This window comes from Parageobacillus caldoxylosilyticus NBRC 107762 (assembly GCF_000632715.1).
Classification (GTDB): Bacteria; Bacillota; Bacilli; order Bacillales; family Anoxybacillaceae; genus Saccharococcus; species Saccharococcus caldoxylosilyticus.
The window spans coordinates 1-25,149 of the sequence record NZ_BAWO01000062.1 but is presented as its reverse complement, the minus strand read 5'-3'; the positions used below and the strand labels follow the sequence as shown (position 1 = coordinate 25,149).

The 25,149-nt window shown below is 45.5% G+C and carries 19 protein-coding genes; 15 read left to right on the top strand and 4 right to left on the bottom strand.

The window, feature by feature from the left end; all coding sequences use genetic code 11:
- The first annotated feature begins 142 nt into the window (after positions 1-142).
- Positions 143-1,348: a trans-sulfuration enzyme family protein gene (locus tag GCA01S_RS15975; RefSeq protein WP_042411373.1), complete on the top strand. Its 1,206-nt coding sequence runs from the start codon at positions 143-145 to the stop codon at positions 1,346-1,348.
- Between the two features lie 217 nt (positions 1,349-1,565).
- On the opposite strand, the gene GCA01S_RS15970 is transcribed toward GCA01S_RS15975, so the two are convergent.
- Together GCA01S_RS15970 and GCA01S_RS15965 are read right to left on the bottom strand one after the other, a co-directional pair.
- On the bottom strand, positions 1,566-1,853 hold the full coding sequence (locus GCA01S_RS15970) for a hypothetical protein (RefSeq protein ID WP_042411371.1): 288 nt from the start codon (positions 1,851-1,853) through the stop codon (positions 1,566-1,568).
- Between the two features lie 271 nt (positions 1,854-2,124).
- A complete protein-coding gene (locus tag GCA01S_RS15965) occupies positions 2,125-3,429 on the bottom strand; it encodes an acetamidase/formamidase family protein (RefSeq protein ID WP_042411368.1) in 1,305 nt (434 codons plus the stop codon).
- A 208-nt stretch (positions 3,430-3,637) separates the two neighbouring features.
- On the opposite strand from GCA01S_RS15965, the gene GCA01S_RS15960 reads away from it, so the two are divergent.
- The 7 genes from GCA01S_RS15960 (at position 3,638) to dhaM (ending at position 10,256) form a co-directional block, all read left to right on the top strand.
- Positions 3,638-3,832, top strand: a complete 195-nt coding sequence (locus GCA01S_RS15960) for a hypothetical protein (RefSeq protein ID WP_017437710.1) — start codon at positions 3,638-3,640, stop codon at positions 3,830-3,832.
- On the top strand, positions 3,813-5,225 hold the full coding sequence (locus GCA01S_RS15955) for an amidase (RefSeq protein ID WP_042411365.1): 1,413 nt from the start codon (positions 3,813-3,815) through the stop codon (positions 5,223-5,225). The genes GCA01S_RS15960 and GCA01S_RS15955 overlap by 20 nt, the downstream gene beginning before the upstream one ends.
- Before the next feature lie 382 nt (positions 5,226-5,607).
- Positions 5,608-6,600 (top strand): NADPH:quinone oxidoreductase family protein, encoded by a 993-nt coding sequence (locus GCA01S_RS15950; RefSeq protein WP_017437707.1) that lies wholly within the window; start codon positions 5,608-5,610, stop codon positions 6,598-6,600.
- A 674-nt stretch (positions 6,601-7,274) separates the two neighbouring features.
- Positions 7,275-7,838: a hypothetical protein gene (locus tag GCA01S_RS15945; protein WP_042411362.1), complete on the top strand. Its 564-nt coding sequence runs from the start codon at positions 7,275-7,277 to the stop codon at positions 7,836-7,838.
- 367 nt (positions 7,839-8,205) lie between these two features.
- Positions 8,206-9,201 carry a dihydroxyacetone kinase subunit DhaK gene (gene dhaK / locus GCA01S_RS15935; RefSeq protein ID WP_042411356.1) on the top strand — a complete coding sequence of 332 codons (996 nt, stop codon included), beginning with the start codon at positions 8,206-8,208 and terminating at the stop codon, positions 9,199-9,201.
- A gap of 20 nt (positions 9,202-9,221) precedes the next feature.
- A complete protein-coding gene (gene dhaL, locus GCA01S_RS15930; RefSeq protein WP_042411352.1) occupies positions 9,222-9,836 on the top strand; it encodes a dihydroxyacetone kinase subunit DhaL in 615 nt (204 codons plus the stop codon).
- Positions 9,837-9,851: 15 nt separating this feature from the next.
- Positions 9,852-10,256 (top strand): dihydroxyacetone kinase phosphoryl donor subunit DhaM, encoded by a 405-nt coding sequence (gene dhaM, locus GCA01S_RS15925; RefSeq protein WP_042411350.1) that lies wholly within the window; start codon positions 9,852-9,854, stop codon positions 10,254-10,256.
- 266 nt (positions 10,257-10,522) lie between these two features.
- Here the strand turns inward: dhaM and GCA01S_RS15920 are convergent, their stop codons facing one another.
- Together GCA01S_RS15920 and GCA01S_RS15915 are read right to left on the bottom strand one after the other, a co-directional pair.
- Positions 10,523-10,951, bottom strand: coding sequence for a GNAT family N-acetyltransferase (locus tag GCA01S_RS15920; RefSeq protein ID WP_042411347.1), 429 nt, complete (start codon positions 10,949-10,951; stop codon positions 10,523-10,525).
- A 192-nt stretch (positions 10,952-11,143) separates the two neighbouring features.
- A complete protein-coding gene (locus tag GCA01S_RS15915; RefSeq protein ID WP_042411345.1) occupies positions 11,144-12,046 on the bottom strand; it encodes a LysR family transcriptional regulator in 903 nt (300 codons plus the stop codon).
- 126 nt (positions 12,047-12,172) lie between these two features.
- Between GCA01S_RS15915 and gltB the strand changes: the two genes are divergently transcribed.
- The 7 genes from gltB to GCA01S_RS15880 all read left to right on the top strand — a co-directional run bounded on the left by gltB (position 12,173) and on the right by GCA01S_RS15880 (position 24,545).
- Entirely contained in the window at positions 12,173-16,732 is a 4,560-nt protein-coding gene (gene gltB, locus GCA01S_RS15910; protein WP_042411342.1) for a glutamate synthase large subunit, read from the top strand.
- Between the two features lie 54 nt (positions 16,733-16,786).
- The gene (locus GCA01S_RS15905; RefSeq protein WP_042411340.1) at positions 16,787-18,268 is read left to right on the top strand and encodes a glutamate synthase subunit beta; all 1,482 of its coding nucleotides are present in this window, start codon (positions 16,787-16,789) and stop codon (positions 18,266-18,268) included.
- Positions 18,269-18,366: 98 nt separating this feature from the next.
- Positions 18,367-20,211, top strand: coding sequence for a sigma-54-dependent Fis family transcriptional regulator (locus GCA01S_RS15900; protein WP_042411337.1), 1,845 nt, complete (start codon positions 18,367-18,369; stop codon positions 20,209-20,211).
- Between the two features lie 168 nt (positions 20,212-20,379).
- Positions 20,380-21,372: a thiamine pyrophosphate-dependent dehydrogenase E1 component subunit alpha gene (locus GCA01S_RS15895; protein WP_042411334.1), complete on the top strand. Its 993-nt coding sequence runs from the start codon at positions 20,380-20,382 to the stop codon at positions 21,370-21,372.
- A 29-nt stretch (positions 21,373-21,401) separates the two neighbouring features.
- Positions 21,402-22,436 (top strand): alpha-ketoacid dehydrogenase subunit beta, encoded by a 1,035-nt coding sequence (locus tag GCA01S_RS15890; RefSeq protein WP_042411332.1) that lies wholly within the window; start codon positions 21,402-21,404, stop codon positions 22,434-22,436.
- 89 nt (positions 22,437-22,525) lie between these two features.
- A complete protein-coding gene (locus tag GCA01S_RS15885) occupies positions 22,526-23,755 on the top strand; it encodes a dihydrolipoamide acetyltransferase family protein (RefSeq protein ID WP_042411329.1) in 1,230 nt (409 codons plus the stop codon).
- 334 nt (positions 23,756-24,089) lie between these two features.
- The gene (locus tag GCA01S_RS15880; RefSeq protein ID WP_042411326.1) at positions 24,090-24,545 is read left to right on the top strand and encodes an OsmC family protein; all 456 of its coding nucleotides are present in this window, start codon (positions 24,090-24,092) and stop codon (positions 24,543-24,545) included.
- The last annotated feature ends 604 nt before the right edge of the window (positions 24,546-25,149 follow it).

Sequence of the window (25,149 nt, the reverse complement as noted above, 5' to 3'; positions counted from 1 at the left end):
AAGAATCTTTTGGAAATCAGGACAATCAGGATGAGGCTAAATTCTTTGCCATAAAGATTGATTTTTATGATCGGCACCAACTTGTTTTTATCAAGAGCACTTGTCTAGCCGAGTATCTAGAAAAGCAAAGGAGAGAGAGTAGATGGACAAACGTGATAACCGTGAAGAGCTGAATCTTGAAGAACTCCGAACCGAAACATTGGTTGTGCATGGCGATGATTGGGTAACCAATGATAGAACGGTGGCTCCGGCAATTTATTACACAGCTACGTTTCGTGCGCATAACTCCAGTGAATTTGCGGAAATGGCGGGAACACCCCGTCATGCCCGGTATTACACACGTTACGGGAATCCGGTGCATGAGCGCGTAGCGAAGATTATGGCTGAGCTGGAAGGAACAGAAACCGCAATGGTAACGGGCTCCGGGATGGGGGCAATTGCTACGACCATTCTAGCTCTAGTCAGTGCAGGAGATCATGTGATTGCACAGACGCGTCATTATATGAGTACCGCCAAGATCATGGATGAGATGCTGCCGCGATTTGGCGTGGAAGTGACTCTGGTCGAACAAGCGGACATCAACGCTTTTGCGGAAGCGATACGGCCTAACACAAAGCTCATCATGGTGGAGACGCCAGCTAATCCAACTTTGGTGTTGACGGACTTGGCTGCTGTGGCGGAGCTGGCGCGCCCGCATGGAATTATCGTTGCGGCCGATAACACGTTTGCATCGCCGATCAATCAGCGTCCTCACGATCTGGGTGTCGATATCGTCATTCACAGCGCAACAAAATATTTGGGTGGACACCATGATTTGACAGCTGGTGTCATCTGCACCAGCGAGGAGTTGGCCGAGCGTATTTGGCACACGCATATTTCCATCGGCTCTGTCCTCTCGCCAATGGATGCATGGCTATTATTGCGCGGTCTGCGTACGCTTCCGATACGGATGGAACGCATTAATGCCAACGCCTTAGCTTTGGCTGAGTTTTTGGAGCAGCAGCCACAGGTAGAGCGTGTATATTATCCTGGCCTTCCTAGCCATCCGCAACATGAGTTGGCAAAACGTCAGATGCGGGGGTTCGGAGCAGTCATTGCCTTTGCCATTAAAGGCGGTTATGAAGAAACTCAGCGGTTCGTTTCTGCATTGAAACTGCCGCCAAACGCGGTGAGTCTGGGCGGGGTCGATTCCCTTGTGGTACACACAGCGGCGATGTGGGAAGGAGTGATGACCGAGGAGCAAATGCGGACCGCTGGGATTCCGTCTAATTTCGTGAGATTCTCGGTCGGAATCGAACATATCGATGATCTGAAAGCAGATGTATGGCAGGCGTTGCAGGTAGTTTAAGGGTTTCTTGAAGTGAGTATTGGATCACGATCGGCAGTGAAGAATGGAAGTGAAATGATGCATTGTGACGATAAAAGAATATGTGTTTTCACGAAAAATGGCGAACAGTACACATTACTGTTCGCCATTTTTTGAGGGAGTAAAATGGCAAGTAAAGGGGGTTTTCATGGTACTTGCCATATAAGGTAAAGGCCGTATTACGCCCTAAGTAATGGATTTATTGAAAAAGATCTTTATGCTTTATTTCAAGTGTTTGCCGCAGTTCGGAAAGGGAAGGGGTTTTCGTCTTGAATGTATATGTGTCTAAACAAATGAGCGAATAGTCGTCGCCCGGGTCAAAAACAACGGTGACGATTTCTTCCGTCCCACAGTCGATTTGCTGAAACGTATCGATGTCCTGCGGCTGAACGTCCAGCTTGTTGTATTTTTCCCGAATCACATAGTATCCTTCCTTCAGTTGCTCGGCAAACAAGGTTTCCGTGCCAATCAATTCGTGCACGATCATTGCTCGCGCCTCCTGTCTTGTGAAATACTTCTCAATCTCACTATACTACAAAACCGCGGCAATTGTAATCGGTTTGGATTCATATTCGAAAAGTTGTCACGTTTGAAGGCGCTTTTTGGGTACAATATTGAAAAAATTAAGCCAGCTCTCTTTCTGTAGAGAGCCGGCTGTTTTATAGTGTGAATGATGATCTCGACAAGATTTTGTCGATAGCCATGTTTTTGTGCCAAAGGGCATCGCTTTCCGCTACATATCTATTTCATCATATCGTTCATTCCAAAACATCGCGATATTGATCGCGCACTAACGTTGTAAGGCCAATCTCGTCCAAATAATGGACAGGGCATAAAAAGGTGACGGTTACAACCCCTGGATGTCTGCCAATTTCGATCGCTCCCGTGATCGTTGCACGGTTCATCACTTCAGGAACGGAAATGCCTAGCACTTTTGCTGCTCGCTGCAAACCGTTTTCCGTTGCTTCGTTCAGGTTTGCGCCTGTTCCGATAAAGGAAATCGGAAGGGATTCCTCCAGCTTTCTCACGCCCCATGTTTGCGCGAGATCAAGCGCGATCTCTTTTTCTTTTTTCGTTATTGGTTTTGCTAAATATGGAAGGTCTTCTGCGACAGGCAAAAGAATTGGACCATCGATCGTCAGCCCTTTGATGACTTTGACTTGAAGGGTTACGATGCCGGCAACATCGGTAGTATGTCCCGCAATTTCCCCGTCTCCTTGCATGGCGTGCATATCACCGAGATAAACGCCGCCGCCACTCACTTTCACAGGGCAGATTAAAACGGCGCCTTCCCGAACGCGGTTAATATCCATATGTCCGTCTGTACGGTTTTCAAGCTGCACTTTTGTAATTCCGTATTCATGCGGGGCGTCGATCAGAAACTGCCCGAAGTCGCCTGCGTTGTGCGAGTCCGGAAACGGCTGCGCAGGCGTTGTGCCAAGCTGTCCAAGGAAAGGACGAAGTCTGGCGACGGTTCCGACTAAATCGTGAGGCGCAAAAGTGACGATCGGGTTTTGCACCGAGTTGTCAGGCGTTGCCATGAAATAGCGCCCTTGTTGGGCAATATGTTCTGCCGCTTCTTTATGCAGCGTGATGCCGACTCTTTTATTGGAATCAAACGCCATCGTATAGCCGTTCGTAAACACAAATGGGGTGACGTCCGCGCCGCAATTGGCGCAACGAATTGCTTCCGGGCCTATTCCTTCTATTTTTGTTTCTGGATACATCGTTCCGCATTGTGGGCATTTCACGGCGACAAAAGGATCTCCGACAAATCTTCCTTCCATTGGCTTATCATTTCCGGAGGATGTAGCGATGGAAGTGACGCGGATCGATTTAATTTTAATGGCGATCGCATCTCCCACTTCTGCTCCTTCCACGAAAACAGGTTTTGTGACTTCATGGCCGCCGCGAATACAAGGAGTGATCATCGGTCCCCAGCATCCAGGAGTTGTATTGGCGACAATATACCCGCCATCTTGCACAGGACCGAGCATTTCGCCGTTAGGATCTAAAATCCCGTTCGTAAATTCGTTGACAAATACGGTTTGTTTCGCTTCCATAAGCTTCCCTTTCCTTTCATGCTAAAATATCTTTCTATTAAAAATTATAAGAGATAATAGTAAACGGTTTCAAAGAAATAGATTGATAATTCTTGAAAATTTAACTTAATAACTGAGCTAATCGGATATTAATAAAAATAAATATTATGAATGTTGTTAATTTTGTGAATAGTAGTGTATAATTTGATTTTAGGAGGGAGGAAAATAAATGAGGGAAAGTATAAAAATGGTATTACAAGAAAAAGGGATTAAAGTGTCTGAATGGGAACTAGTGTTGCTAGAACATCAATGGAAAGCGCTTCAACAATTAAAAAAAGGAATCGAGACACTAAAATTAAATGATGCCGATATTGGCATTACTCATCATCCAGGAGGTGTGTATCGTGGGAAAGCGGTTAAATGAGAAAACGATCTCCGAACTTGCGCCGCTTGTAAAAAATAAGGAAATTTCTCCTGTGGAGATCGTTAACGACGTACTGGAACAAATCGAAACATTAAACGAAAAGTTAAACGCTTACATTTTGGTTACTGCCGAGAAAGCGCGGCGGCAGGCGGAGATGGCGGAAGCGGAAATAGTATCGGGAAACTATCGCGGTCCGCTGCACGGCATTCCGGTGGCGATTAAGGATATTATTTATTTTGCTAACGAAACAACAACGATGGGATCAAAAATCCATCGGGACTTTCAACCGAGTTATAATGCAACGGTGGTAGAAAAATTGACCGAAGCGGGAGCGGTTTTTCCGGGAAAGCTCCATTTGCATGAGTATGCTTGGGGAGCGACGAACAATAATCCTCATTTTGGTCCTGCCAGCAATCCTTGGGATACCGAGCGAATCTCGGGAGGATCGAGCGGAGGATCAGGGGTTGCGACAGCCGCCCACATGACGATTGCCTCTTTAGGAACGGATACAGGCGGATCGATCAGAATTCCTTCCTCTTTTTGCGGCATTGTCGGCTTAAAGCCTACCCATGGATTAGTGAGCAAATACGGTTGTTTTCCGCTCGCGTGGTCGTTGGATCACATCGGTCCGATGACGAAAACGGTGGAAGATGCTGCTTATGTTTTGGAAGCGATTGCAGGATATGACCCAAAAGACCCGACCTCTATCGATGCCCCTACAGCCAGATATTCCTCGCAATTAACAGAGTCCATAAAAGGTGTAAAAATCGGTATAGAACCATATTTCTTTGACAATGTGGACGCGGAAGTGGAAAAAGCGGTGAAAAATGCCATTTCATCGCTGGAGCGGGAAGGCGCTGTCGTTGAAACGGTGCGAATTCCAACATTGCGGTATGCGCAATACGCGGAAATGATTACGATTATCTCGGAAGCTAGCGCTATTCATCACCAAAATTTAGTAGAAAGAGAAGAGGATTTTGGTGACGATGTCCGCTTTCTATTGAAGCTTGGAGAAATACCATCCGCTGTGGACTACTTGCAAGCGCAGCAAATCCGCTTAAAGCTGGGTCGCGAATTGGTGGAGACATTCAATAAGGTAGACGTTCTCATTACCCCAACACTTCCGTTACTGCCTCCGAAAATCGGGCAAGATACGGTATTGTTAAACGGAAAAGAAGTGAATTTTCTTGACCATATTATCCGTTTTACAGGACCGTTCAACTTGACAGGCTTGCCGGCGGTAACGGTGCCGTGCGGTTTTGCTCAAGGTCTTCCTGTAGGCATGCAAATAGTCGGCCCGGCTTTTGGGGAAGTGAAAATATTAAACGTTGCCGATGTGTTTGAGAAATTGCATCCAGAGCTAAAACAAAACCCGATTGCCCTGAGACAGTAAAAACGGCCTTCCCTTTCCGATCGGAGAGGGAAGGTTTTGGATGGATGGACGGATATCTCCGAATAACGTGAAGCAGGAAATTGGCATGTTCAATATTTTTGTAATTTATTCAGTCTTATATCGATACGTTAGCGAAATGTGAGGTATGGCTAGACCGCTCGCGTGATATTTTCCGTTTGTACACGTTACATTCATTGAAAAAACGCATAATTTTGTTGGCGGAACGGCGAGGTTCTTGTTTAGACGTCATCTTCTTGGCCAAACTATTGAGATTCAAACGATGTGATACAAAACGCTTTGGACAACAAAATGTTTTGACCAGCCGGAATAATTTTGCTATCGTAAAGTCAAGGATATGGAAAAATTTTGAGGGGGATGTTTTGTGAGCGAATTCAAGGCGTTAGTGGTAAATAAAACGGAAACAGATTTTACCGTCAATGTACAAGCTGTTTCCATGGATGACCTTCCAGAAGGGGATGTCCTAATAAAAGTCCAATATTCCAGCGTCAACTATAAAGACGGATTGGCGTGCATTCCCGATGGCAAAATTGTAAAGACGTATCCGTTTATCCCGGGGATTGATTTAGCAGGTATTGTTGCTTCTTCGAGCGATCCGCGTTTTAAAGAAGGGGACGAAGTCATTGCGACTGGTTATGAAATTGGGGTGACGCATTACGGAGGGTACAGTGAATACGCCCGTATTCCTGGGGATTGGCTCGTCCCGCTTCCAAAAGGATTGACATTAAAAGAAGCAATGGCGCTGGGAACGGCAGGGTTTACTGCGGCATTGTCGATTCACCGTTTGGAGGAAAACGGTCTGTCTCCGGAAAAAGGAAAGGTGCTTGTTACTGGGGCAACCGGCGGTGTGGGCAGTTTGGCAGTTTCGATGCTGGCAAAACGGGGCTATGAAGTAGTCGCGAGCACAGGCAAAGAAACAGAACACGAATATTTGCGTGAGCTTGGCGCGAAAGAAATTCTTTCCCGTGAAGATGTATGTGCCGAGAAGATCCGTCCGTTAGATAAACAACATTGGGCAGCGGCCGTTGACCCTGTCGGCGGCAGAACGTTGGCGACAGTGCTAAGCCGTATTCAATATGGCGGTGCTGTAGCAGTCAGTGGGCTGACAGGCGGCACGGACGTTCCAACCACCGTTTTCCCATTTATTCTTCGCGGCGTCAGTTTGCTAGGCATTGATTCCGTTTATTGCCCGATGGAGTTGCGAAAACAAATTTGGGAACGAATGGCCAGCGATTTAAAACCTGATAAACTATTGGAATCGATTGCGCAGGAAGTTACTCTTGAACAGCTGCCTGAAGCCTTATCGAATATTTTAAAGGGCAAACTGCGCGGCAGAACGGTGGTAAAACTGTCATAATGGTAACGATGCCCCTGTTCCGAGGATTCGGACAAGGGGTTTTTTATTTGGATTGAACGAGTAATCGATCTACTAGAATGAGGAAAATATCATCGTACCGGTAGATCTGAACGGTATAATTTTTTAATGCAATGGAAACGGGAGCGATATCGTAATCGATTACATATTCCGTCACTAAACTGGAAATGATGATAGTTCCTACCCTTGGATTGTGTCTTGGCCACTTTAATGGGTGGATTTTTTTGTGCTTTTTATGCGTTGATGGCTCGCTTTGCGGCACGTTCTTATAAAGCAAAAATGAGTTTTATCTCCGTTTTTGTTGTTTTTCTTTACCTCGTTTTTCATCTTTTTTTCACCATTCCTGTTTAAATTGTACTTAAGAAAAGCGGAAAGGAGCAAGCCTATTATGAGGAAAATGGTTTTCCGTTTGCGATTTTAATTTGTAGTATCATCGCTGATTCCTAGTAAAAAGCAACAAGCTATCGCTTTGGCGGAAGAAGAATACCTAGAGCATCAGCCGATCTTCTAAACTGGTGCAATCAATAAAATCTGGATCGTGATACAGATATGCAACACTACTTTCTCGGCTCTTATCCAGAGATGCCGCTTTTTTATTATGCAATTACGCGCAACGGTGAAATCATGAATGATGATTTGAAAACGGAGTGAGATCAATGAAAAAATGGATGTTTGCCATGTTCAGCGTATCGGTATTATGTCTACTGATTTATTTTGCAATTGGACAGACGAATTATGCTTTCGCGGATGATGACAAAGCGAAAATTCATGAGCATTACGAAAAGCATGAGGAGCATGAAAAAAGCGGAGAAAAAGCGGTAAAAGAAAGCGGAAAGCTATTAGGCTGGGGAGCAGTTTCCATCGCTTTATCGGCAGGAGCGCTCTTTCCATTACGCCGTAAAACAAAATGGATTATAAAAACATTTCCTAACGCGAAACAATTTTTCGTTTCGTTATTAAAATTACTGACCAAATGGCATATGCTTATCGGCGCAGCTGCTTTTGCGCTGGCCGCAGCGCACGGAATTTTCATGTATTTTTCAGAAGGTAAGCTGGAAACAAGGGAGTATGTCGGTATTATCGGAACAGCGTTCATGGGGATAGCGGCGATTTTTGGAACGGTTCTTTCAAAAAATAAAGCGAGTTCTTCCATTCGTTCTGCACATATCGGATTATTATTCACTGCCGGAGTATTCATCGTCTTTCACATTTTTTTATAAATAGATGAGGTGCCCCCGCTAAACTGGTCAGCGAGTTATATTCTTGGAAACATCCAAACACAGCATCGCCTGGTCATTCACCGTATTAGACTGGGAGAAGGTTTTCGAATTGGTTTGTCAACGCAGGGCGAAAAGTTTTCCTAAACTAACATGGCAGGCGGACAAATTGGGAATATTGTTGATATTTTCAAAAGCAAATAATAAGTTATTAATAGAAGCAACAAACTTGTCCATTTTTTGTGATTTAGATATGGGTGAGTATGGGGTTGCCTCTATTAATCTTAAAGATCGAGGGGAATGACAGGTTTTTTGCTTATCGTTCTATATCAACATTTGATAATGCTCAATCTATGAGGGGGAGAGAATGATGAAAAAACTAATTAACGATCCGAACCATGTTGTCAACGATATGCTAGAAGGAATGGCCGCAGCTTATCCAAATCGGCTGAGACGGCTGCCGGGCACGAATGTGATTGTGAGACATGATGCTCCAGTAAAAGGAAAAGTTGGTGTTGTAAGCGGCGGCGGCAGCGGACATGAACCGGCGCATGCGGGCTATGTCGGCAAAGGAATGTTAGACGCGGCGGTATGCGGGGAAGTGTTCACCTCGCCGACACCTGACCAAGTGCTAGAGGCGATCAAAGCGGTCGACAGCGGGAAGGGTGTATTGCTTATCATCAAAAATTACACGGGAGATGTGATGAATTTTGAAATGGCTGCGGAGTTGGCCGAAGCAGAAGGCATTAACGTCGCGAAAGTGATTGTGAATGACGATGTCGCGGTGGAAGACAGCACGTTTACGACAGGACGGCGCGGCATCGCGGGAACGGTGTTCGTGCATAAGATTGCAGGAGCGCTGGCGGAGCGCGGCGCATCGCTTGAAGAAGTCGAGGCGGCGGCGAAAAAGGTGGTGCAAAACGTCCGTTCCATGGGAATGGCGCTTACTCCGTGCACCGTGCCGGCAGCAGGAAAACCTGGCTTTGAACTTGGAGAAAACGAAATCGAAGTCGGCATCGGCATTCACGGTGAACCGGGAATTGAAAAAACAGCGATCAAAACAGCGGACGAAATTGCGGAAACTTTGTTGAACAAAATTTTGGATGATATGAAACTAGAAAAAGGCGACCGCGTTGCAGTGATGATTAACGGGCTTGGTGCGACACCGTTAATGGAATTATATATTGTCAACAAGAAAGTTTCGGAGATGTTGGAAGAAAAACAAATTCGCATCCATGAAACATTTGTCGGAGAATATATGACCTCTCTGGAAATGGCCGGCTGTTCGATATCGCTGTTAAAATTGGATGATTCCTTGATCGAATTGTTAGATGCGCCTGCGGATACGATTGCGTTGAAAAAATAAAAGGGAGAGGAGAAATCGTCATGGCGTTTGGCGTGGAACAGGCAAAACGCTGGATGAGCATCGCCAACGATCACATTCAGCAGCAAAAACAATATTTAACGGAGCTCGATCAAGCGATCGGCGACGGCGACCATGGGCTAAATATGGCGCGGGGATTTCAAGAAGTAGTTGAAAAAATTGCTTCTGCCAATTACGAAGATCTCGGCTCGCTTTTCAAAGACATAAGCATGACGCTAATCGCGAAAGTAGGCGGAGCTTCGGGGCCGCTATACGGCACTGCTTTTTTGAGAATGTCGCTGGCGCTCGCGGGAAAAAAGGAAGCGGATGATAAAGAACTGATCGCAGCGTTAGAAGCGGCGTTAGACGGAATCAAAGCGCGCGGAAAAGCAAATGTCGGCGAGAAAACGATGGTGGACGTATGGGAGCCGGTCATGGAATTTTTGCGGGAGAAAGAAAGCTTGCAAGTGAAAGAAGCGGCGCTGCTTGCGAAAGAAAAAATGGAACATACAAAAGAACTCGAGGCGAAAAAAGGGCGTGCCGCTTATTTAGGAAAGCGATCGGTTGGCCACATCGATCCAGGTTCGGCTTCTTCGCATTTATTGTTTGCCGCTTTAGCGGAAGCGCTGGAAGGATAAAGGAGAGAGCGATTCATGAAGTATGTCAGCCTTGTATTAATTTCGCACAGCGAGGAAATTGTAAACGGCTTAAAAAAACTATTAAATCAAGTCCAGCCTGATGTCAGCATCGCCGTTGCAGGAGGAAATGACGGAGAGATTGGAACGAACGCTTTCCGCATCAAAGAAGCGGTTGAATCTGTTTATTCGGAAAAAGGGGTTGTCATTCTGTTTGACATTGGAAGCGCTTTGATGAACGCGGAACTAGCAATGGAGATGCTAGAGAAAACGGATCACATCGCCATCGCCGATGCTCCATTGGTGGAAGGAGCGTATATCGCCGCCGTAGAAGCAGGATTGGGCAAATCGCTTGATGAAGTCGTCCGCGCGTGTGAACAGGCGAAACAAATGGTAAAGGTGGTGCGTTCAGAAGTTGAATGAGCGAACCATGGTAATAATGGAAAGCGAGAACGTGAGGAAACATTGATAGAAAAGCCCCGGAATCGAAATGACTTCCGGGGCTTTTATTGCTTGGCCGCAAAAAAATTTTGTTGCCGATGTTGGTACATTTTCTTTAGATAAAAAGCCGCAAAACTGATTTTTTATAAAGTCTCTGTTAAACATTAGTAAAGAAAAAGGATCAGTTTTTCATTCTTTTTATATGTCTTCTTCAACTAACTTACTCGTTAGTTGAGTAATACCGGAACTTAATTTCTTTTTACGAACCGATATCCTGTTATCTCATAACCTAATTGCTTATAAAACTTATGCGCCTCTTCTTCACGTCCAAAACCGCTAACTAACCAAGTTCCCACACATCCATGTTCTTTTGCCAATTGTTCTGCGTAATTCATGAGATAACGACCTATCCCTTTACCACGGTTTTCCAAATCAACAACGATAACAGATATTTCTCCATATTTACTAACTTCTTCAATGTTTTCTCGAATGCGGAAGCCTAAAACTCCCACTATGTTACTTTTTTCTTCACATACATAAAGAAAATCAAACGGACTTTCATTTACGAAGTTGAGCCGATTTTCCATGTCCCGATGCGAAATTTCATGCTGAGTCAATTGGAACATTAAGTTACACATTTTAGGAATGTCTTCTACTCTAGCCGGACGAATCATCATAGAAAAAACCCCCTTCTGTATGTGAAATCCTTTATGATAATTAGATATTTCAACTAGAAATTTTTACAATAGATTTGTAAGAAAATATAACAACAATTTTAACATGCCGCGTTTTAAGTTAGATTCTACACGTTAGTCGAAGAAGAAAATCAACAATAAGCGAACAGAGTCTTTAAAGCTAGACAATGTCTTTTACTGGTACCGCTCCAACTGGGCGAAAAAGTCTTTCACAAACCGATAAAACACTTTGACCGACGGCGCCAGTTCGTGATGATCGGAAACAATAATGCCAACGTTTCGCTTGACTTGCGGCATTTCGATCGGCACTTTGACGGCAAATCGCAATACCGTTTCATAAAAGGCGCTTTCCGGAAGCAGGGTGACGCCGATTCCCGCCGAGACAAGCCCTTTGATTGCATCCAAATCTTCTCCTTCTGACGAGATGACCGGGGAAAATCCGGCCTGATGGCAGGCATCAAGCACAATTTGATGCAACACATACCCTTCTGGAAACGTGACGAACGGATCGTTGCGCAGCTCGTTTAGCACTAAGCTTTTTCGTTTGGCGAGCGGATGATTGCTTGGAAGAAGAGCGGCAAACGTTTCCGAAAACAAAATCTCCCCTTTAATGCCTGGTTCTCCAGTTGGAACAGGCCCGAGAAACGCCAAATCGATTTCTCTTTTTTTCACCGCTTCGATTAAATACCGGTACGCCCCTTGCCGCAGGTGAAACGCCACGTTTGGATGCTCTTCTTTAAACGCGGAGATGACCATCGGCATCGTATGGCTTGCGAGGCTCGTCGGAAAACCGATTTTGATCGTTCCGCGCTCGGGATCCAAATATTCTTCGATTTGCTGCTTGGCGTATTCGATCGCTTTGAGCGCCGTCTCGACATGCGGCAAAAAATGACGGCCGACAGGGGTGAGTTTGACGTTTCGTCCTTCCCGCTCAAACAATTGGACGCCAAGTTCTGCTTCCAAATTTGCAATTTGCCGGCTGATAGCGGATTGGGCGACATGCAGCGCTTCCGCCGCTTCGGAAACGTGTTCTCGCTTCGCTACCTCCACGAAATATTGCAGCTGTCTCAGTTCCATTTTTCTCTCCCCTCCCTGCCATTTATCGCAAAATGAGATGGATTTAATCTAAATTATATATTGTTTATATTATTTTTGAAAATTACAATGATTATTACAGAGAAATCGGAACGGGAGGGAAGCAGCATGAAACATTACGGACTGCCAAAAGCACAAGGACTTTATCGCCCTGAATTTGAACATGATGCGTGCGGGATCGGTTTTTATGCACATTTAAAAGGGAAGCCGTCTCACGACATTATCAAAAAAGCGCTGCATATGCTGCGCCAGCTTGAACACCGCGGCGGACAAGGAAGCGATCCGCAAACGGGCGACGGCGCGGGAATTATGGTGCAAATTCCGCATGAATATTTCCGAGTGGCGTGCGGAAAAATGAATCTTCCGCCAAAAGGGCGCTACGGCGTCGGCATGGTGTTTTTGCCGGAAGATGAGGAAAGACGGGCGTATTATGAAACAGAGTTTAATAAAATCGTTGAAAAAGAGGGACAGACGCTGTTAGGGTGGCGTACTGTGCCTGTAAATATCGAAAAACTTGGAAAACTCGCAAAACAAAGCAAGCCGTTTATCCGTCAAGTATTTATCGCAGCAAGCGACGATCTTACCGATGAACTTGCGTTTGAGCGGAAATTGTACGTGATTCGCAAACAAGCGGAAAAACTCGTCGAGAATAATGAATGCTATTTTGCAAGTCTTTCGAGCCGGACGATTGTCTATAAAGGGTTGCTTACTCCGGAACAATTGGATGAGTTTTACGTCGATTTGCAAGATGAACGGTTCCGCTCGGCGTTTGCCCTCGTTCACTCCCGCTTTAGCACCAACACGTTCCCTAGCTGGGAAAGAGCGCATCCAAACCGCTATTTAATTCATAACGGCGAAATCAATACGCTGCGCGGCAACGTCAATTGGATGATGGCGCGCGAAAAGCAGTTTGTATCGGAGCTGTTCGGCGATGATTTGCAAAAAATTACGCCGATTTTGGATACGAACGGCAGCGACTCGTCGATTTTAGACAATGCATTCGAATTTTTTGTCCTAGCAGGGAAAAAGTTGGCGCATGCGGCGATGATGCTGATTCCGGAGCCATGGTTTTGGGATGAGGAAATGGATGAGGCGAAAAAAGCGTTTTACGAGTACCATAGCTGCCTGATGGAGCCATGGGACGGGCCGACAGCAATTTCGTTCACGGACGGAAAGCAGATCGGTGCGATTTTGGACCGCAACGGGCTGCGGCCAGCGCGTTATTATGTGACGAAAGACGATTATATTATTTTCTCGTCGGAAGTCGGCGTCATCGATGTCGATCCGAGCAACATCCTCTATAAAGAACGGCTGAGCCCGGGGAAAATGCTGTTAGTCGATTTAGAACAAGGGCGGATTATTTCCGATCAGGAAATCAAAGAAGAAATCGCCAAAGAAAAGCCATATCGCAAATGGCTTGACGAGCAAATGATTGCCTTGCGTGATCTTGATATTCCGGAAACGGTAAAACCGGTTGACAATCTTGTCACCTTGCAAAAAGCGTTTGGCTATACGTACGAAGACGTTGAAAAAACGATTATCCCGATGGTGACGGAAGGGAAAGACCCAACCGGTGCGATGGGGATGGATGCGCCGCTGGCCGTTCTGTCTGACCATCCGCAAAGCTTGTTTAACTACTTTAAACAGCTGTTTGCGCAAGTGACGAATCCACCGATTGATGCGATTCGCGAGTATATCGTGACATCGACGATGACGCTTCTCGGCAAAGAAGGCGATATTTTACACCCGGATGCATCGGCGGCCCACCGCATTCGTCTGGAAACGCCGATTCTTTCCAATGAGGAACTGGCGGCGTTGAAAACCAATCCGTATCCGGAATTTGCCTGTGTGACGCTTCCAACGCTATTTACCGATGATTTAAAACAGGCGCTTGACGAGCTGTTTGCCAAAGCCGACCAAGCGATGGAAAACGGCGCGACGCTTCTTGTGTTGTCTGACCGCGGTGTGGATGAAAAACATGTCGCGATTCCGACGTTGCTCGCCACGGGCGCCCTTCATCAATACCTCGTCCGCAAAGGGACACGGACGAACGTAAGCATCATTGTTGAAAGCGGCGAAGCGCGGGAAGTGCATCACTTCGCGGCTTTAATCGGGTATGGCGCTGACGCGGTAAATCCATATTTGGCGCTTGAGACGATCCGCCAGGAAGTGGAAAAAGGCAATGTGGCGCTGTCGTATCGCGATGCGGTGCGTAAATATATCAAAGCCGCTACCGACGGTGTCGTGAAAGTGATGTCGAAAATGGGCATTTCGACGGTGCAAAGCTACCGCGGCGCGCAAATTTTTGAAGCGGTCGGCATTGGCGAAGAAGTGATCGAACAATACTTCACCGGTACGGCATCGCAAATCGGCGGCATCGGTCTTGCCGAAATCGCCAAGGAAGCGAAAATGCGACACGAAGCAGCCTTCTGTACATCTTACCAAGACGGCACGCTAGAGACGGGCAGCGAGCTGCAATGGCGGCGAAACGGGGAACATCATGTGTTCAACCCGAAAACGATCCATCTGCTTCAATGGGCATGCCGGAAAAATGATTATGAGTTGTACAAACAATATTCAAAATTGGCAAATGAAGAACGTATGACGTTTTTGCGGAATTTGTTTGAATTTGATGAAACAAGAACCCCGGTTCCAATCGAAGAGGTCGAACCGGTTGAATCGATCGTGCGCCGCTTTAAAACCGGTGCGATGTCTTACGGTTCGTTAAGCCAGGAAGCTCATGAAGCGCTGGCGATCGCGATGAACCGCATTGGTGGAAAAAGCAACAGCGGCGAGGGAGGCGAAGATCCAAACCGCTACGTCAAGGATGCAAACGGCGACTGGCGCCGAAGCGCGATCAAGCAGGTTGCATCGGGCCGCTTTGGCGTCAAAAGCCATTATTTAGTCAACGCCGATGAATTGCAAATCAAAATGGCGCAAGGGGCAAAACCTGGCGAAGGCGGACAATTGCCGGCCAATAAAGTATATCCGTGGATTGGTAAGGTGCGCGGCTCGACGCCGGGAGTCGAGTTGATTTCGCCGCCGCCGCACCATGACATTTATTCGATCGAAGATTTGGCACAGCTTATTTACGATTTGAAGAACGCCAATAAAGACGCGCGCATCAGCGTGAAACTCGTGGCGAAAGCAGGCGTCGGAACGATCGCCGCCGGCGTCGCGAAAGGAAACGCCGACGTGATTGTCATCAGCGGCTATGACGGCGGCACCGGCGCATCGCCAAAAACGAGCATTAAGCACGCGGGGCTGCCGTGGGAGCTCGGTCTTGCCGAAACGCATCAGACGTTGATGTTAAACGGCTTGCGCGACCGCGTCGTCTTGGAAACAGACGGAAAATTAATGACCGGCCGCGATGTCGTCATGGCTGCCTTGTTTGGCGCCGAAGAATTCGGCTTTGCGACTGCTCCGCTTGTCGTTTTAGGCTGTGTGATGATGCGAGCGTGCCATCTCGATACATGCCCGGTCGGCGTGGCGACGCAAAATCCGGAGCTGCGCAAAAAGTTTATGGGCAAACCGGAACATGTCGTCAACTTTATGTATTTTGTCGCCCAAGAAGTGCGTGAAATCATGGCTCAGCTCGGATTCCGCACCATCGATGAGATGGTCGGAAGAGTCGACGTCTTAAGAGTCAGCGAACGCGCGAAAAATCATTGGAAAGCGAAACATTTAGATTTATCGCGTCTTCTGTATCAAGCCGACGGACCGCGGACATTTGCCCGTCCGCAAAATCATCGTCTCGAACAAACGCTGGATTATACGGAAATTTTGCCGGCAGTCCGACCGGCGCTTGAACGGCAGGAAAAAGTCGAGCTTCATTTGCCGATTCGCAACGTGCACCGGACGGTCGGCGCGATGACAGGAAGCGAAATTTCGAAACGATACGGGGAAGAAGGGCTTCCGGAAGATACGATTCGCCTTCATTTCACTGGTTCGGCCGGACAAAGCTTTGCCGCTTTCGTGCCGAAAGGAATGACGCTCGAGCTCGTCGGCGATGCGAACGACTATGTCGGAAAAGGTCTATCCGGCGGCAAAGTAATCGTCCGTCCGCCGCAAGACGCCCCGTTTGCTTCTGCGGATAACGTCATTATCGGCAACGTTGCTTTCTACGGGGCAACGAGCGGCGAAGCCTACATCCGCGGACGCGCCGGCGAGCGGTTCTGCGTGCGCAACAGCGGCGTCCACGCCGTTGTGGAAGGTGTCGGCGACCATGGCTGCGAGTACATGACAGGCGGACGCGTCGTCATTCTTGGTTCTGTCGGGAAAAACTTTGCGGCTGGAATGTCCGGCGGCATCGCCTACGTATTGGCGGATGAAGAAGACTGGCAAAAAACGGCCAATAAAGAATTGGTGCTGTTTGAACAGCTCGAGGACGAACGGGAAATCAACGAAGTGCGTGAAATGATCATAAAACATTACCGCTACACGGGAAGCCGTAAAGCGTCTCATATTTTGGCCCATTGGGAAACATATGTCAGCAAATTTGTAAAAGTCATTCCGCGCAATTACAAATTGATGATCGAAACGATTCAAACGCTCGAACAATCCGGGCTTTCGCAAGAGGAAGCAATGATGGCTGCGTTTGAAACGGTGGCGAAACGAAAAAAAGCCGCGGTAAGCGGAGTCCGCGTTTTGCAGGCGGTCGCGAAGTAATGCGATCGCTTCGCCACCGTTATTGGAATGGTACGGAAAAGGAGGGACACGATCATGGGAAAAGCAACCGGTTTTATGGAATATGCACGTGAGGAAGAAACGAAACGTGACCCGCTTTCCCGTCTTGGCGATTGGAAAGAATATACGTTTCCATTTTCCGAGGAAATGCTCGCACGGCAAGGAGCCCGTTGCATGGACTGCGGGACGCCGTTTTGTCATATGGGATTGGAATTAAACGGTCTGACGTCAGGATGTCCGATTCATAATTTAATTCCGGAATGGAACGATTTAGTCTACCGCGGCAGATGGAAGGAGGCGCTCGAGCGGCTGCTGAAAACGAACAACTTCCCAGAATTTACCGGACGGGTTTGTCCGGCGCCATGCGAAGGCTCTTGTACGGTGGCGATTTCCGATCCCGCGGTTGCAATCAAAGGCATTGAGCGGGCGATTATCGATAAAGGGTTTGCCGAAGGCTGGATTCAGCCGCGCATTCCGCAAAAACGCACCGGGAAAAAGGTGGCGATCGTCGGCTCCGGCCCTGCCGGCCTCGCCTGCGCCGACCAGCTCAATCAAGCGGGGCATTCGGTAACGGTGTACGAACGCGCTGACCGCATCGGCGGCCTGCTCATGTATGGCATTCCAAATATGAAGCTGGAAAAAGAAATTGTCGAGCGCCGCGTTCGGTTATTAGAAGCAGAAGGCATTACGTTTGTCACTAACACGGAAGTCGGCAAAGACATCACCGCCGATGAGCTGCGCGCGCAATATGACGCCGTCGTATTGTGCGTCGGCGCGCAAAAGCAGCGCGATCTTGCGATTGAAGGCAGAGAGCTTGAGGGCGTCCATTTTGCGATGGATTATTTGACCGGAGTCACAAAAAGCCTGCTTGATTCCAACTTTGCCGACGGCAACTTTATCGACGCGAAAGACAAGCGTGTCATTGTCATCGGCGGCGGCGATACAGGAGCGGACTGCGTCGCGACTGCCTTGCGGCAAGGGTGCAAAAGCGTCGTGCAGTTTGGCAAGCACCCGGCCCTGCCGCATGAACGCCGGGAAGATAACCCATGGCCGCAGTTTCCGCTTGTCTTTACGCTCGATTACGCCTATGAAGAAGCGAAAGCGAAACTCGGCGCCGACCCGCGGCAATATTGCATTCAGACGAAAAAAATCGTCGGCGACGAACACGGCCGCGTGAAAGAATTGCATACAATTCAAATGGAAAAAATCATCGATGAAAACGGCAAAGCGATATTTAAAGAAATTCCAGGCACCGAACAAGTTTGGCCGTGCGATTTAGTTTTCATCGCCATCGGCTTTGAAGGGCCGGAGCAGCCGGTGTTGAAACAGTTCGGCGTCGAAACGGTCAACAACAAAGTCAAAGCGCCGTACGGGAAATATACCACGAACATCGAAGGCGTATTCGCCGCTGGAGATGCCCGCCGCGGCCAAAGTTTAATCGTCTGGGCGATTCACGAAGGCCGGGAAGCGGCAAGAGAAGTCGACCGTTTCCTCATGGGAACAACGAATTTGCCATAATGGTAGGATTCCTCTTGAAAACAAGTTGTTTTCAAGAGGAATTTTTTATATAAAAAGCGAATGTAAACATTGGCTATTAAGCGTTGGAGGTGATGGGTATGAATATCGTAGATCCATCTAGACGCGAAATTTGGCAGCGCTTTGTGCGTGAAGGAACATTGGATCATGCAAGGATGAACAAAAGAATTGCGGAATCATGGTATCTCTGCCGCCAGAAAAATGTGGACCCTTATGACGGAAAAGGAAAGATTATTTTAGAGTCTCATTTGCTAGCAGAAAGGAAAAAACGGAATCAAAGATTGCTTCAGATTGCCGTACCTATTTTAGAAAAGCTGCAAAAATATTTACAGGAAACAAAATCTATTTTTCTCCTTGTCGATCGAGAAGGATATGTTTTATATGCAAAGGGAAATAAACAAGCAATGAAAATGGCCGAAGGAATAAAATTTGTGGAAGGAGTAAAGTGGACAGAAGATGAGGTTGGGACAAATGCCATTGGCACGTCTTTGAGAATTTGCGAGCCTATTACGATTGTCGGCTTAGAACATTATTCCGTTGCTTCTCATCAATGGGTTTGTTCCGCAACACCTATTTATGACGAAAAGAGAGAACTTGTCGGAATTATCGACGTTTCATACCCCATCAATCATTATCCGTTTCACGACCATGTCTTAGCCACTGTTGTTGCCGCAGCATATACCATCGAACAACGATTCCACATTCAAGCAAAAGAAGATGAATTAGAGTTGTTTAAGTATACTTGCAATATGGAAAATACGGATTCCCCCGTAGTTATATGTAATCATAAAGGGAGTATTGTCTGGGTTAATCATTGTTTGCGTTCTTCTTTTTCAAACATGTTGGATCAATCACTGGAAGATGTTTGTGGTGATCATTGGGTTATCAAATCCAAGATTCCGATTTATTCTTCTATTCATCATGATGTTATTGGTTATCGAGTTACTCTTCAGAAGGCAAAAAATAATGATTCCAAATTGGTTTCAACGACTTTTCATTTTGAAGGAGTAACCGGTAGGAGCATATCATTTGCAAATGTAATAAAGAGCTGTGAAAAGGTAGCGAAAACAGATGCTACTGTTCATATAACCGGAGAAACGGGAACAGGAAAAGAATTAATCGCCCGCGCTATTCATCAAAACAGCGGAAGAAAAAACGGACCATTTGTTGCGATTAATTGCGGCGCGATACCGAAGGAACTGATTGGCAGCGAACTGTTTGGTTATGTGGAAGGGGCATTTACGGGAGCAAAACGTACGGGACATAAAGGAAAATTTGTTCAAGCAAACGGCGGAACCATTTTTCTCGATGAAATTGGCGAAATCCCTTTGGAAATGCAAATAGCGCTTTTACGGGTTTTGCAGGAAAGGGAAGTCGTTCCTATTGGCGGCACAAAATCAATTTCTATTGACGTAAGAGTAATAACAGCAACACACTGCGATTTATATCAATTAGTAAGAGAAGGAAAGCTAAGGGAAGATTTATTTTATCGCATTTATGTATATCCAATCAAAGTTCCGGCGTTAAGAGAACGAAAAGAGGATATACCATTTTTGATTCAGTATTATTGCCAACAAAAGAATTGGTCTGTTTTCTTTCCTGATGAAGCAATCCAACTATTGATGACCTATCATTGGCCAGGAAATATTCGAGAATTATTTAACGTGTTGGAGCGAGTTCGAATTGAATATGGAGATCATATTCCTTCTATTTCAGAACTCAAATCGATGTTCATTGGCTGGGAAAGTCAGGGCGAAAATATGAATGCAGATCAAGAAACTTTATCGTATCGGGAACAAATTGAAAAAAATAATATTATGGCGATGCTGCGGAAAACACAGGGCAATATTGCTAAAGCAGCAGCTGAGTTGAATATTCCTCGCAGTACATTTTACCGAAAATTAAAAAAGTATCATTTGATATGAGACAAAATGAGAAAGAATGGGAAAAAATGAGATGAGTCCGAATTTGCTTTTTCAAAAACGCTTACAGCAATATTGTTGTAAGCTTTTTTTATTGGCACACTATTTGCATGGTTCATAAAACGAGAAGATGTCATTTTCATTCATCACACTAATAAGGAGGATGGAAGGATGACAGTGACAAAACCAGAATCCAAGAGTCTTACGAAAGAAAAAGCAAAATGGATGTATCAGAAAATGTGTGAAATTCGTCAGTTTGAGGACAAAGTTCATGAAATCTTCAGCAAAGGTATTTTGCCAGGATTTGTTCATTTATATGCCGGTGAGGAAGCAGTGGCTGTAGGGGTTTGTGCTCATTTGAATGAAAAAGACTATATTACGAGTACGCACCGCGGACACGGCCACTGTATTGCAAAAGGCTGTGACTTGAATGGTATGATGGCGGAGATTTATGGAAAAGCCACAGGATTGTGCAAAGGAAAAGGGGGATCCATGCATATTGCCGATGTGGAAAAGGGAATGCTTGGTGCCAATGGAATAGTCGGTGGCGGATTTCCTTTAGCTGTTGGAGCTGGTTTGACAGCGAAATTGAAGAAAACCGGTGCTGTTGCTGTTTGTTTCTTTGGCGATGGCGCGAATAATCATGGTACATTCCATGAAGGAATCAATCTTGCGGCTATTTGGAAATTACCAGTTGTTTTTGTGGCGGAAAATAATGGCTATGCTGAAGCAACTCCTTTCGAATATGCATCCAGCTGTAAAAACATTGCAGACCGGGCAGCCGCTTACAACATTCCAGGCGAGGTGGTTGATGGAAAAGATGTGATTGCCGTATACGAAGCGGCAGAAAGAGCAATAACACGAGCTCGCAACGGGGAAGGGCCAACTTTAATCGAGTGTAAGACTTATCGAAATTATGGGCACTTTGAAGGGGATGCACAAACGTATAAATCAGCGGAAGAAAAAGAAAAACATTTAAAAGAATTAGATGCCATCGTAAAATTCCGGAACTATATTCTTTCCAAACATCTATTATTCGAACAAGAATTACTTCAAATAGAACGGAATGTGGCGGAAACGATTGAGAAAGCAGTAGATTTTGCGGAAAAAAGTCCATTCCCGACGGAAGAAGATCTTTTAAAAGATGTTTATGTATCCTATTAATCATAAAAGTAAGGAGGCAAATAACCATTATGACAAGAACCATTTCTTTCTCAGAAGCAATTAATGAAGCGATGAAGCTCGCGATGCGCAAAGATGAAAATGTTATTTTGTTGGGAGAAGACGTAGCTGGCGGTGCAGCCGTTGATCATTTGCAAGATGATGAAGCATGGGGAGGAGTAATGGGCGTCACCAAAGGTCTTGTCCAAGAGTTTGGAAGAGAAAGAGTATTAGATACGCCGATTGCGGAAGCTGGATATATTGGTGCAGCGGTTACTGCGGCGGCTACGGGGTTAAGGCCGATTGCAGAATTGATGTTTAATGATTTTATCGGAAGTTGTTTAGATGAAGTAATGAACCAAGCGGCAAAACTCCGCTATATGTTTGGCGGAAAGGCGAAAGTACCTTTAACCATACGAACGATGCACGGTGCCGGATTTCGCGCGGCTGCGCAACATTCACAAAGCCTGTACGCGATTTTCACCCATATACCAGGGCTAAAAGTCGTTGTTCCTTCTACCCCGTCCGATGCGAAAAGTCTTTTACTTGCCTCAATTTTTGATGATGATCCTGTTATCTTTTTTGAAGATAAAACGCTTTATAACATGAAAGGAGAAGTGGAAGAAGGATTTTATACCATCCCTCTTGGAAAAGCAGATATTAAAAGAGAAGGAAATGATTTGACCATTGTGGCGATAGGAAAACAAGTGCATACGGCTTTAAAAGCAGCGGATCTGTTAAAAGCACGTGGAATGGAAACAGAGGTAATTGATCCAAGAACTTTATCCCCGCTGGATGAAGAAACCATTTTATCTTCGGTAGCTAAGACAGGTCGATTAATTGTGATTGACGAAGCAAATCCGAGATGTAGCGTAGCGGCAGATATTTCGGCTCTTGTGGCGGATAAAGGATTTGATTATTTAGATGCTCCGATTAAGATGATTACTGCTCCGCACTGTCCTGTTCCATTTTCACCAACATTAGAAGATCTTTACTTACCAACCCCAGAAAAAGTACTTCGCGCAGCAGCTGAAATAATAGGAGATGAAACGATTATAGCAGTTTAAATAAATCCAAGCGTGTTGCTAAAAGTAATGGATCTGTCTTGCTAGCAGCACGCATTCCTTGTATCAATCGAAAAAGGGGAGAGATAGGAATGGCGGTTGAAATTTTCATGCCTAAGCTGGGAATGAGTATGAAAGAAGGAACGGTGGTGGAGTGGTTAAAGAAAAAAGGAGATAAAGTGAAAAAAGGGGAATCCATCGCGGTTATTAGCTCCGATAAGATTGAAACAGATATCGAAGCGCCGCAAGATGGGGTGTTATTAGATATTCTTGTTGAACAAGATGAAACGGTGGAAGTAGGAAAGGTAATTGGTTACATTGGTCAGGAAGGAGAACAGCCAGATGATCAGTCCAATGAAACACCGCAACAAGCAATGCAAGAAGTAGCCGTTTCCGTTGGAACTATCGAGCCATACACAGCGCCTAGACATATGTTGCGCGTTTCTCCCGCTGCTAGAAAATTAGCCCGCGAAGCGGGAATCGATTTAAGTAATATTTCAGGTTCGGGGCCCAAAGGTAGAATTACACGGGCAGATGTAGAAAAAGCCATTCGATTAAAACAAACATCTTTACAGCTAGGAAATGAAAAGCAAACGATCGTAGAAACGAGTCCAATCACAACGGAACAAAAAGATGTCACGGTAAAACCGGTGACGGGGATGCGAAAAGTAATCGCGGCAAGAATGTTTGCAAGCCTGCAGCAAACGGCTCAGCTAACGATTCATATGAAAGCGGATGTGACAGAATTACTTAAGCTACAGGGACAGATTAAAGAGGCTTTACAAGATGAACCGGATGTAAAGCTTACGATTACTGATTTTATCGCCCGTGCAACGATTTTAGCATTATGTATCCATAAACAAATGAACAGTCTTTACCAAGACGGGCATATTCATACGTATGATTCCGTGCATTTAGGCATTGCAGTCGCTTTGGAGAACGGCCTAGTCGTTCCGGTCATCCCTTATGCAGAAAAACTTTCTTTAAAAGAAATTTCTAAAAAGATTAAGGAATTGAGCATACGGGCAAGGGAAGGAAAATTAAGCAGCGAGGAAATGAGGGGCTCTACTTTTACGGTTACAAGTCTCGGTGCCTATGGTGTTGAATTTTTTACGCCAGTGTTAAATCCGCCGGAGGTAGGAATTCTTGGGGTAGGAACGGTCACAGATATGCCGGTTTTTGTAGGAGATGCCATTCAGAAGAGAAAGATTTTACCGTTAAGTTTAACGTTTGATCATCAAGTGATCGATGGTGCCCCGGCTAGTCAATTTCTTGCCACCATTAAAAACTATCTAGAAAATCCATATAAAATATTATTATAGGTATTATATTTTAATTTTAAAGAAAGAAAAAGAGACAGGAGTTTCTTATCATGGGTGCTTGGGAAGAAAGTAATCCAGTTTCGGATTGCTTTCTTTTTCTTTTGATAAGATGATGTAGATAGAAAGGAAATAAGTGGTTCATATTGCATAGTATCATAGTATAAATCATATCATTTTTCTTAATTAAATCGCTTTCCATGTATAAAATGTCCTTCATTGCTGGATTCGGAAAACAAGGAAATGTGAATTTGAAAATTTTTCTTTACACTCTACGGTTATTTTTTTATAATTTTATTAATTCCGATAAATTTACTTAACTAAAGGGGGAAAGGACATGGCTCAAGCTTCTACATTGGTTAAAGTCTCTGCTAAAGGTAAATGGGAATCGGGCGTCAAAACCAATATTTCTATACGAAATTTTCCTACTTTTTCTATGGATGAACCAGTAGAATTAGGTGGAGCTGATACAGCACCAAATCCAATGGAATATGTAGTTGCATCACTGTGCGGTTGTAATGGAGTGATGATTCCGTTAGTTGCCAAAGAATTAGGCTTTACTTTCTCGGGAATTGAGTTTGAAGCGACAGGCATTATTGATACCCGGGGGCTAATGGGGGAAGAAGGCGTTCGCACACATTTCCAAAAAGTTCGTTTCCAAGTAAATATACAAACCGAAGAAAGTGAAGAGAGAATCGAGCAACTGAAAAATGAAGTGGAGAGAAGATGTCCTGTGTTCAATCTTTTGCATGATGCTGGGGTTGAAGTGGATACAAAATGGAGCAAGAAGTAAATACGATCATCTAAAAAAAAAGGTCAATTGTGGGATCTTAAAATGAATAGAGCGAGAAAAAGGGGTGGCCCTTGCCATCCCTTTATTTTTTCGTGCGCTCAGCTTAGGGATGCTGTTTGATGTATGATAGACACAACGAATGGGAAAGTGTGGAAAAGGAGGTTTTCCGGGAATTAGCCGCTGTGCCGGCGATGATTAATTTTTAACCTGTCATTGGAAACTTGCTTGTGAGCCTCCACGACTGAATTGAAAATTCTAGTCGGGGCATCCATTATAAGTACAGCTTTGCTCATGCTGTCAAACACCTATAGTGTTTGTCGCCTGACGCAAGCTAATGAATGAAGACAATTATAAAAAACAGCCTTATCGAGTGTCCAAATTTATTAGGGAGCAAATGAGAGTTTACATTTTGCCGAAAAAACCGGAGGCAATGTTGTCCTCGGATTTTGATTGTTGGATAAGTTGTTATACTTTCGGTGTGCGGTGCTGGCCTTTGTTGTCGCTCATTCTTTTTTCCGTGGCAAGGTCTTCTGGGGTAGCCTTGACTTCAAGGTTTTTCATGCCTTCTTTCGTTTTTTTGTCCATCATCATCCCTCCCTCTATA